Source organism: Candidatus Methylomirabilota bacterium (assembly GCA_036001065.1).
Classification (GTDB): domain Bacteria; phylum Methylomirabilota; class Methylomirabilia; order Rokubacteriales; family CSP1-6; genus MNEF01.
Window position 1 is genome coordinate 21,624 of the sequence record DASYUQ010000121.1, and the last position, 9,914, is coordinate 31,537.

A 9,914-nucleotide genomic window follows, 5' to 3' on the forward strand; every position below is an offset into this window, starting at 1 on the left:
CGATACGGGAGGAGGGCTCCATGGGTGCCTTGAGCGTGCGCTCGAAGGCCGAGATCCCCGACCACGACTACCAGCGGATGGTCCTGACCCTCATGGACAAACAGGCGAGCCGGGAGGTCGCCACGGCCGAGGTCTTTGGCCAGTGCGTTCTCCACGCCCCCACGATCGCGGACAAGATCCGGATCACGCGGTTCCAGCACGAGGAGCTGAAGCATTACCAGCTTCTGGCGCCCCTGATGACCGAGCTGGGCGTGGACATGGAGGCGTACATCCGTGACCGGCAGCGGGCCGGGGCACGGTTCACCGGCGACGAGGCCGACATGCAGATCCAGGACTGGATCGACGCCACGCTGTTCAACTTCATGATCGATCGCGCGGCCACCTTCCAACTCACCGAGTACACCAAGGGCAGCTATCTCCCGTTGGCCAGGGCCAACGAGGCCATCCTCCGGGAGGAGGAGGGCCACAAGAACTTCGGCGAAGAGTGCCTCGAGAAGATGTGCCAGGACCCGGCCACGCGAAGCGAGATCCAGCGCCGATTCCCAAAGTGGTTCGTGGCCTCCATGCGGATCTTCGGTCGGGCCGGGACCCCGGGCAACAAATACTGCCTCGAGGTCGGGCTCAAGACGCGCGATAGCGGCGACGTCGCGGCCGCCTTCGTGGAGAGCATCCGCCCGGTGATGGCGGCCTGTGGGCTCGCGTTCCCGGAGCGGCACGAAATGCCGCTGGAGCTGCCGCCGCAGGTGGACCTCAGCGTGCCGGGGTCCTAGCTCGAGCGACCCTGGTCCGGTCGGAACTTCGTCTCCGGTTTGATGCCCTTGCGCCGGTGCTGTTCGCTGATACGGCCGTTCTCGATATAGTGGCCTTCGACCGCGCGCTTGGCCGCTTCGTCCCATTCCGGCAGCCAGTCGCCGAGCGAGTAGCCGTACCACGGGGGTTGCGGACGGAGCCGGGGTAGGCCGAGCTCCTCCCAGATCGCCTTGGCGCGCTCCATGAATTCCTTCTTGGGGAGTGCCAAGGGTGGCAGGTCGCCCTTCATGGTCGCGTCCATGAGGAGCGTCGAGTCTTCCTCTTGATCGTGCTCGCGCTTCGGCCCGTGGCCCTGGCCGCGGTGGGGCAGGGCCTGGACGTCGTCGGTCGGGTTCATCCGGTACGCGAGCGCCCACAGGAGCGCATCGCCGTTGTCGGGGTCGATGTCGTCGTTGACGGCGATGCAGATTTTGCCGCAGTCGCCCTTGAAGGAGCTGGCACCGTAGAGCGCGCGCCACACCTCGGGGCGCGGCGTCCCCTTCTCCACGGTGACGATCGTGACGCGCAGGAGCCCGGTCAGCGGCTCGTGCAGCGAAACGCGCTTGACCCCGCGGACGCCTAGGGCATCGCGCAGATGCGCCAGGAACAACGGCTCGTAGGCGACCCGCTTGATGACGCTCGACTCGCTCGGCGCCACCTGGCTGATGTACGAGGGGATGATCGGCTCCCGGCGATGGGTGATCGCCGTGACCCGCATCGGCATGTTGAACTCCTCGAGCGCGACGTGGCCGTGCGATTCGCCGAAGGGGGCCTCGGGCTCGACATATTCGGTGTCGATCAGCCCCTCGATGACGACCTCGGCCTCGGCCGGGACCAGGAGGTCGACCGTGCGCCCGCGCACCACGTTGATCGGCTCACCGGCGAGCCCGCCCGCCACGGCGAGCTCGTCGACGCCGATCGGCAGCTTCTGCGGCCCCATGAAGGCGACATAGGGTGGGCAGCCGAGGACGATCGCGCAGGGCATCGTCTTGTCGCCGCGCTTCTGATGCTCGAGGTAATGCAGATAGCCGCCGGCGCCGCCGACGCGGGTGGCCATCCGCACCACCAGCCGGTCCGGCGCTTTCAGCGCGGCCCGGTAGGTTCCCATGTTCTGCAAGCCGGTCTCGGGGTCGCGCGTGATGACGTTGGTCGCGGTCAGGGTCGGCGCGCTGTCCCACCCCGGGGTCGAGATCGGGATCGGAAGTCCGTCGAGGCCGTGGCCCTCTCCCCGGAGCGCGGCGCCCTCGATGACGACTTCCTGGCAGACCGCTTGGTCGACGGTCCGGGGCGGGACGGGGTTGGCGATGGCGTGGTCCCACTTCGCCTGAATCTCCTCGACCGGCGCGCCCATGCCGACGCTGTAGATCGCTCGGTTGGCGGCGATCGCGCCGACCACGACCGGGATGGAATACTTGCGGCCGCGGCCGTCGGTCACGTTGGTGAACAGGAACGCCTTGCGTTCGGACTCGTCGAGCCCGCCCACGAATTGCCAGCGCACCAGCGGGTGCAGCTCCGCGTCCTTGTCGATCGGTCGATCGATGGTCAAGAGAAGGCCTTGTTTCTTCAGCGCCTCCAGGTGTTCGTGGAGATCGGGGTAGCGCTTGGCGTCGTTCATGTGACTTTCGCTCCCGGGGTGTGATCCCCAGTTCCGTCCGGCTTTCCCGCGCCCTGGAGCCACCGCCACACGCGCTCGGGCGTGATCGGCAGCGAGCGGATCACGACGCCGAACGGCGCCAGCGCGTCCTCGACCGCGTTGGCCACCGCGGCCGGGGCCGGGATGGCCCCGCCCTCGCCCACCCCCTTGGCGCCCAGGGGCGTGAAGGGCGAAGGGTGCTCGAGACGGTCCACCTCGATGTCGGGGACATCGAGGGCCGTCGGCTTGAGGTAGTCCATGAAGGTCGCGGTCAGGAGCTGGCCGCGCTCGTCGTAGCGAAACTCCTCGAGGAGCGCCGCGCCCATGCCGTGGACCGTGGAACCGTGCACCATGCCCTCCACGATCAATGGATTGAGCTCGCGGCCGCAGTCGTGGACGACGACGTGCTTGAGAATCGTCACAGCACCGGTTCGTGGGTTCACTTCCACTAAGCAGACGTGAGCGGCATTGGAGAACACCAGCTGCGAGCGGACGCGGCGCGCCGCGTCCACCGGCTCGGCCAGCGGGTTCTGATGGGCGTGGCGCGCCTCCAGCCCGGGCGGGAGGCCCGGCGGCAGCCCGAGCACGTCGGCGTAAGCGGTGCGGGCGAGCTCGCGAAGCGACAGCGCGCGGGCGGGGACGCCGCGCACGCGCGCTTCGCCGCCGGACAGCTCCACGTCCGCGGGCGCCGCTTCCAGCCGATGGGCCGCGATCCTCACCAGCTTGTCGCGGACCTTTCGAGCGGCGCCGAGCACGGCGCCCACGTCGGTGACCGAGAACTTGTTGGAGTAATTCCCCGAGAGGTAGAGCCACGGTGTCGTGGCCGAGTCGAAGCCGCGCTCCACGTGGACCTGCTCGGGCGTGAGGCCCAACTCGTCGGCGACGATCTGGGCGATGACCGTCTCGTAACCCTGGCCGCTGGCCGGGTCGCCGATCGCCGCGCGCACCGTGCCGTCGGGTTCCATGCGGACCATCGCCGCCTCCGCCGAGCCCGACGCGGCTCGGCGCCCCGTGATCAGCTCGTAGGAGGCCAGGTTCGTCCCCGCCGGCTCCACCGACGTCGCGATGCCGATGCCCAGCAGGCGGCCGTCGGCGCGCGCGCGCCGCTGCTCGGCCCGCCAGTGCTCGTAGTCGAAGCGCGCCAGCGCCGTTTGCAGCGTGGCCGGATAGTCCCCGCTGTCGTAGCGGGCGCCGGGCGGCGTGGTGTACGGCATCTGCTCGGCCCGCACGTAGTTCCGCAGGCGCACCTCGGCGGGATCGAGGCCGAGGCGCCGCGCCAGCAGCGTCATCGCGCGCTCGATGGCGAAGCACATGAAGGGCTTGCCGATGCCGCGGTTGGCGCCGCTCGGGCACTTGTTCGTGAGCACCGAATACGGCTCGTACCGGAGGGCGCCGATGCGGTAGCCGTTGGCGATGTTGCCGAGCTTGATGAGGTTGTGCTGCGCCGGCGAGACGAGGTTCTTGCCCTCGTCGGTCACGTCGCGGACGCGGAGCGCCAGCACGGTGCCGTCGGCGCTGTAGGCCAGCTCCACGTCCATCACGCCGTTGGCGGCGTGCATGAGCGCAGCGAGGTTCTCGAGCCGGTCTTCGATCCACTTCACCGGGCGTCCGCTCTTCCGCGCGAGCAAGGCGCAGACCAGGAGGTACGCGGGGCGGCGCTTGTTGCCGAAGGCGCCGCCGACGTCGGGCACCACCAGCCGCAGCCGCGACTGCGGGACCCCGAGCGACTCGGCCAGGATCGCCAGCGTCAGGCCGGGGCGCTGATCGTTCGTCCAGAACGTGTAGGCGCCCGTTCCCGAGTCGTGCTCGGCGATGGCGCCGAAGGTTTCGAGGGGAGTCGAGGCGTACCGCTGGATCTCGAAGCGCTCGCGCAGGACGCCGTCGGCGCGGGCGAAGGCGCCGTCCACGTCGCCGTAGGTGAAGACGTCGTGCCACAGCACGTTCGTGCCGAGCTCGGGATAGAGCAGGGGCGCGCCCGGCGCGAGCGCTTTCTCGGGATCGACGATGGCCGGGAGCGGCTCGTACTGGACGACGATGCGCTCGATCGCATCCTCGGCCGTCGCCCGATCCACGGCCGCGACGGCCGCCACCGGCTCCCCGGCGAAGCGGACGCGGTCGACGGCCAGGCAGTAGTCGCGGAGCGGCACCGGCGTGGGGATGAGGGGGCGAATCGGTCCTGACATCCGCGCCGCCTCGGCGCCGGTGAGCACGGCCAGCACACCGGGCATCGCCTCCGCCGCGCGCGTGTCCACGCTCACGACCCGGGCGTGCGCGTGCGGGCTCCTCAGCATCGCGGCGTGGACGAGCCCCGGACGCGACAGGTCGTCCATATACCCGCCCCGTCCCGTCACCAGACGCGCGTCCTCTTTGCGGGGGACGGCGCTGCCGACCCAGGGACTCACGCGCGCTCCCCGCGCAACACGGCGGCCGCCCGCTCGACGGCGCGCACGATGTTGACGTAGCCCGTGCACATGCAGAGATTACCGGAGAGTGCTTCGCGGATGACGTCGCGCGTGGGAGCCCGGTCCTCGGCCAGCAGCTCGTGGGCGGTCACGATCATCCCCGGCGTGCAGAAGCCGCATTGCAGGGCCGCGCAGTCGCGAAAGGCCGCTTGCAGTGGGGAGAGCCCGTCGCCGGGTGTGAGGCCTTCGATGGTCGTGACGGTGGCGCCGTCGACCTGGGCAGCCAGCAGCAGGCAGGAGCGGGCGCTCCGTCCGTCGACCAGCACGGTGCAGGCGCCGCAGACGCCGTGCTCGCAGCCGAGGTGGGTGCCGGTGAGACCCAGGTCCTCGCGGAGGAACTCGGCGAGCGAGCGGCGCGCGGAGACCGTGCGCTCGAGGGGACGGCCGTTGACGGTGAGGCGGAGGGTGACGCTCACGATCCCAGGCGCGCGGCGCAGTCGAGCACGACCTGTTCGGTGAGCACGCCTACGAGGTGACGGCGGTAGTCGGCCGTGGCGTGCACGTCGTCGCGCGGCGCGCACTCGCGGGCGGCCGCCTCGCCGGCCGCGCGCGCGAGCGCGCGATCGATCGGCTGGCCGGCCAGCAGCGCCGCCGCGCCAGGCAGGCGAAGCGGTGTGTCGCCGGCGCCGAAGGCGACGAGCCGCGCGGTCGAAGACCTGCCGCGCCCCGGCGCCGCCGGCGTGACGACGCCCGCCACGCCCGCGATGGCGAAGTCTCCCGCCCGGCGCGCCATCTCCGCAAAGCCCCAGCCGCGCTCCACCGACCCGGGAATCTCGACCTCGGTGAGGATCTCGCGCGGCTCGAGCGCGGTGACGAGGGGCCCCACGAAGAAATCCCGCGCCGGGATCGTGCGTCGTCCCGCCGGCCCCACGACCGTCAGGGTGGCGTCGAGCGCGACGGCGGCGGCGGGAAGCTCGGCGGCGGGATCCGCGTGGGCGATGCTGCCGCCGACGGTGCCGCGATTGCGGATGGCGCGGTGGCCGACGTGGGCGGCGGCCGCGGCCAGCAGCGGTGCGCGCTCGCGGACGAGCGGCGAGGCTAACAGATCTGTGTGACGGACGAGAGCCCCGATCACGAGCCCGCCCTCGGGCCCTGGCCTGATCGCGTCGAGGCCGGGCAGGCCGTTGATGTCCACGAGCGTCGTCGGCCGCACCAGCCTCATGTTCAGAAGCGGCACCAGGCTCTGCCCGCCAGCGAGGAGCTTGGCGTCGCCATCGTCGTCGAGGCAGCCGAGCGCCTCGGGGAGACTCTTCGGTCGGACGTAGGTGAAGGGCGCCGGCTTCACTGACGCGGGGCGAGAGCGAAGAGGCGCGCTGGATTCGTGTCGAGGATCGCGCGCGCGCTCGCCTCGCCCAACCCGGCCTTGCGAACGCTCTCGACCGGCGCCGGGTCGCGGATGTCGAAGGGGGCGTCGCTGCCGAGCACGATCCGCTCGACGCCGACGAGGTCGACGAGATAGCGGAGCGCCGTCGGCAGATGGGTGATCGTGTCGTAGGGGAACCACCGGAGGCCCTGATCGGGGAAGAAAAAGCGCAGCCGGCCGTCGCTGGCCCGCTCGAGGCCGACGCCGTACCGGGCGGGCTCACGTTGGACCGCCTCCAGGAAGCCGGGCGGAATGTAGTGCGCGTGGACGTCGATGGGGCCCATGGGCAGAGTATGGTACCTCCTATGCCGGCCGCGAACAAAGGCTCCCGGCCCGGATCCTCCCCGGCGCGCTCGCTCGAAAGCGCACAGGCGGCGCGGCAACGTCGCGCCTGACTTCGCCCTTTGCCCGCTGAATTGACATCGCGCAGATGGCTGCGAGAAGGTCGCTGGTCGGGGTCTGGTTTTTGGTGGCGGCCACGCGGAGATTCCCGCAGCGGGTCGAGGAGCTGGGAGATACTCGTCGAGCGGTGCGCTGCGGCCGGACTTCCGTCCGCTACGGCCGTGTGCGTTGTCGCCTCCTGGTCACGCCAGGCGTCGATGATCCGGACTCCGTCGAGGTAGACGCGGATGCCGTCGGCGGCGCGGGCGGTGAACTTATAGCGGCCGGCGCTGAACTGGAAGCGGCCGGACGAGGAACTCGGAGATCCCGAAGAGGCGAACGGCCGCTTCCCAGACGAGCAAGGAGACGCCGAGCGTGAGGACCGTGGTCAGGATGCGCCGCCCGCGCATACGTCCGGCATGATACAAGTCTCGCCCCTGAAGGTGATCGTCTTCCCCGGGGGCTTCAACTGGCCGCTCTGGACGGGACAGGCGCTGGGCTTCTTCGCCCGCCACGGTCTGGAGATCACGCTCACGCCGACGCCGAACTCGGTCGTCCAGCTCACCAGCCTGATCGCCGGCGACGTCGACATCGCCATCACCGCCATCGACAACGTCATCGCCTATCAGGAGGGCCAGGGCGAGGTGCCGGTCGGCGCCGCGCCCGATCTGTTCGCCTTCATGGGCGGCGATCACGGGTTTCTCCGACTGATCGTGCAGCCGGAGATTCGGACCTACGCCGATCTTCGCGGCCAGGTGCTCTCGGTCGACGCCATGACCACGGGCTTCGCCTTCGTGCTCCGAAAGATGCTGGAGCTGGGCGGCCTCGAGGAGGGGGAGTACTCGCTCGTGCGAGCCGGCGGCGTCCGCGAGCGGTGGAACGCCCTCAAGGACAAGCGCCACGCGGGGACGCTCCTGCTCACGCCCTTCGAGCTCCTGGCCGAATCGATCGGCTTGCGGAGGCTCGGTAATGCCGTCGACGTCATCGGCCCCTACCAGGGCCATCTCGGCGCCACCCGGCGCTCGTGGGCCCGCGACCACGCCGCGGAGCTGGTCGCCTTCATCCGGGCCTATCGGGCGAGCCTGGCCTGGCTCTTCGACCCCGCCCACCGCGCGGAAGCGGTGGGGATCCTCCGGCGGAATGCGCCGGACATGCCGGCCGAGATCGCCCAGCGCGCCTACGACGTGCTGCTGTCGCCCGTGCAGGGCTTCCAGCCTCAGGCGAAGCTCGACGTTGAAGGGATCAGGACGGTCCTGAGGCTCCGGAGCGAGTACGGACGGCCGCGGAAGGAGCTGACCGACCCGACGCGCTACTACAACCTCACGTATTACGACCGCGCCGGCGCGAAGGCCTGACGAGCCCTACGGCAAGAACGCCAGGTCCACCATCTTCTCCACCGGGACGCGGGCGTGCCTGGAGACGATGGCGACGACCGCCTGTGCAACCGCGTGCGGCCAGCCCCTTGCTGGCGTCGCATTTGCTACATCCACGTCCGGGAGGACTCGCCATGAAGACGATTGCAACGATTGCATTGGCGGTAGCGCTCGGCCTGGCCTGGGTCGGAGCCGCCATTCCGGCCACGGCGGCCGAGGTCAAGGACAAGGCCAGCGAAGTCAAGGAAGAGACCAAGGACAAGGCCCGGGACGTCAAGGACAAGCTGAAGTCCGCGGGCGAGAAGGTCAAGGACAAGGCGGTCGAGGTCAAGGACAAGATCAAGGAGAAGGTGAAGGGTAACAAGGAAGCGGCCGGGCCCCGGTCCGAGCGCGTCAGGTCGGCCCAGGAGGCCCTCCGCGACAAGGGCTTCGATCCCGGCCCCATCGACGGGGTCATGGGCCCCAAGACCCGGGCGGCGGTCACCAACTTCCAGCAGAAGGAAGGGATGAAGGTCACGGGACAGCTGGACGTGGCCACGATGTCCCGGCTGGGCATGGACACCAAGACCGGCGCCGCGGAGCCGAGCGCGCCCAGCGCCTCGCCGACTACCAGCCCGTCGCCGGCCGCCCCGCCGTCCAAGCCGGAGGCGCCGAAGCGTCAGCAGTCGAACTGAGCTCCTGACCGACCCGAATGGGGCGGAGGCCGGGAACGTCCCGGCCTTTCGCTTATTCCGGGTACAATGGAACCACGCCGGCGCGGCCATGCCCAGAAAGGTCCTCGAGCCCCGGTTCTCGGTCGAGTATCTGTCGGTCCTCGACAGCGACGGCAACCTCGACACCGCGCTCGAGCCCGACGTCCCACCCGCTCAGCTCCAGGCGCTCTACCGCGCGATGCTGCTGGGCCGCCGCCTGGACGAGCGCATGGTCCGGCTGCAGCGCCAGGGGCGCGTGGGTACGTTTGCGCCCATCAAAGGGCAAGAAGCTTCCCAGATGGGCAGCGTTTTCTCCCTGCGCCGCACCGACTGGATGGTGCCCTCCTTCAGGGAAACCGCCGCCATGCTCTGGCGTGGCTGGCCGATCGAGAAGCTCCTGCTCTTCTTCGCCGGCCGCCTCGAAGGCGGCCAGCCGGCGCTGGATCAGCGCGACCTGCCGATCACGATCCCCGTCGCCACCCAGCTCCCCCACGCGGTGGGGCTCGCCTACGCCGCCCAGTACCGCGGCGACGACGTGGTCGTCATGGCCTTCTTCGGTGATGGCGCCACCTCCGAGGGCGATTTTCACGAGGCGCTGAACTTCGCCGGCGTCTGGCACGTGCCGATCGTCTTCGTCTGCCAGAACAACCAGTGGGCGATCTCGGTGCCCATCAAGAAGCAGACCCACTCGCGCACGCTGGCCCAGAAGGCCCTCGCCTACGGCCTGCCCGGAATGCAGGTGGACGGCAACGACGTGCTGGCCGTCTACGCGGCGAGCCGCGACGCGGTCGAGCGGGCCCGGGCCGGCGACGGGCCGACGCTGATCGAGTGCGTCACCTACCGCCTCGGCGTCCACACGACCGCCGACGATCCGACCAAGTACCGCTCCGAGGAAGAGGTCCAGGAGTGGGAGCGGAAGGACCCCCTCGCGCGCTTCGCCGCCTATCTGCAGAAGAAGAATCTGCTCCAGGAGGGCCTCGAGCAGGAGGTCGACGCCGAGATCGCCGCCGCCGTCACGCGGTTCGAGGCGGCGGCGGCCGCCGATCCCCTCCGGATGTTCGACCACGTGTACGCCGAGCCGCCGCCCCATCTGGTGGCCCAGCGGGAGGAGATGCGGGAGCGGCTGCGAAGCGACGACGCTCCGGCCGAGGGCGAGCCGCCTCCCTCGCCGCCGATGCGCGGCCAGCGGAGCACGAGCCGATGGCGAAACTGAACATGGTC

General features: G+C 70.1%; 10 protein-coding genes. 4 read left to right on the forward strand and 6 right to left on the reverse strand.

What is annotated here, in order from left to right:
- Positions 1 to 20: 20 nt before the first annotated feature.
- On the forward strand, positions 21 to 770 hold the full coding sequence (locus tag VGV13_11665) for a ferritin-like fold-containing protein (protein ID HEV8641746.1): 750 nt from the start codon (positions 21 to 23) through the stop codon (positions 768 to 770).
- Here VGV13_11665 and VGV13_11670 read toward each other — a convergent pair.
- The 6 genes from VGV13_11670 to VGV13_11695 all read right to left on the reverse strand — a co-directional run bounded on the left by VGV13_11670 (position 767) and on the right by VGV13_11695 (position 7,038).
- Complete coding sequence (locus VGV13_11670; GenBank protein ID HEV8641747.1) at positions 767 to 2,404, reverse strand: UbiD family decarboxylase; 1,638 nt, start codon at positions 2,402 to 2,404, stop codon at positions 767 to 769. The two genes, VGV13_11665 and VGV13_11670, sit on opposite strands and share 4 nt — an antisense overlap.
- Positions 2,401 to 4,824, reverse strand: coding sequence for a xanthine dehydrogenase family protein molybdopterin-binding subunit (locus VGV13_11675; GenBank protein ID HEV8641748.1), 2,424 nt, complete (start codon positions 4,822 to 4,824; stop codon positions 2,401 to 2,403). Before VGV13_11675 ends, VGV13_11670 begins: the two co-directional genes overlap by 4 nt.
- The gene (locus VGV13_11680; GenBank protein ID HEV8641749.1) at positions 4,821 to 5,303 is read right to left on the reverse strand and encodes a (2Fe-2S)-binding protein; all 483 of its coding nucleotides are present in this window, start codon (positions 5,301 to 5,303) and stop codon (positions 4,821 to 4,823) included. The genes VGV13_11675 and VGV13_11680 overlap by 4 nt, the downstream gene beginning before the upstream one ends.
- Positions 5,297 to 6,169, reverse strand: a complete 873-nt coding sequence (locus VGV13_11685; GenBank protein ID HEV8641750.1) for a xanthine dehydrogenase family protein subunit M — start codon at positions 6,167 to 6,169, stop codon at positions 5,297 to 5,299. Before VGV13_11685 ends, VGV13_11680 begins: the two co-directional genes overlap by 7 nt.
- On the reverse strand, positions 6,166 to 6,531 hold the full coding sequence (locus VGV13_11690) for an amidohydrolase family protein (GenBank protein ID HEV8641751.1): 366 nt from the start codon (positions 6,529 to 6,531) through the stop codon (positions 6,166 to 6,168). The genes VGV13_11685 and VGV13_11690 overlap by 4 nt, the downstream gene beginning before the upstream one ends.
- Positions 6,532 to 6,903: 372 nt before the next feature.
- Positions 6,904 to 7,038, reverse strand: coding sequence for a hypothetical protein (locus VGV13_11695; GenBank protein ID HEV8641752.1), 135 nt, complete (start codon positions 7,036 to 7,038; stop codon positions 6,904 to 6,906).
- Between the two features lie 9 nt (positions 7,039 to 7,047).
- Here VGV13_11695 and VGV13_11700 point away from each other — a divergent pair, with 9 nt between their 5' ends.
- From VGV13_11700 to pdhA, 3 genes are all read left to right on the forward strand, one after another.
- Complete coding sequence (locus VGV13_11700) at positions 7,048 to 7,983, forward strand: ABC transporter substrate-binding protein (GenBank protein ID HEV8641753.1); 936 nt, start codon at positions 7,048 to 7,050, stop codon at positions 7,981 to 7,983.
- A gap of 152 nt (positions 7,984 to 8,135) precedes the next feature.
- The gene (locus tag VGV13_11705; GenBank protein ID HEV8641754.1) at positions 8,136 to 8,675 is read left to right on the forward strand and encodes a peptidoglycan-binding protein; all 540 of its coding nucleotides are present in this window, start codon (positions 8,136 to 8,138) and stop codon (positions 8,673 to 8,675) included.
- Between the two features lie 88 nt (positions 8,676 to 8,763).
- Positions 8,764 to 9,906, forward strand: a complete 1,143-nt coding sequence (pdhA, locus tag VGV13_11710; protein HEV8641755.1) for a pyruvate dehydrogenase (acetyl-transferring) E1 component subunit alpha — start codon at positions 8,764 to 8,766, stop codon at positions 9,904 to 9,906.
- Positions 9,907 to 9,914 lie beyond the last annotated feature (8 nt).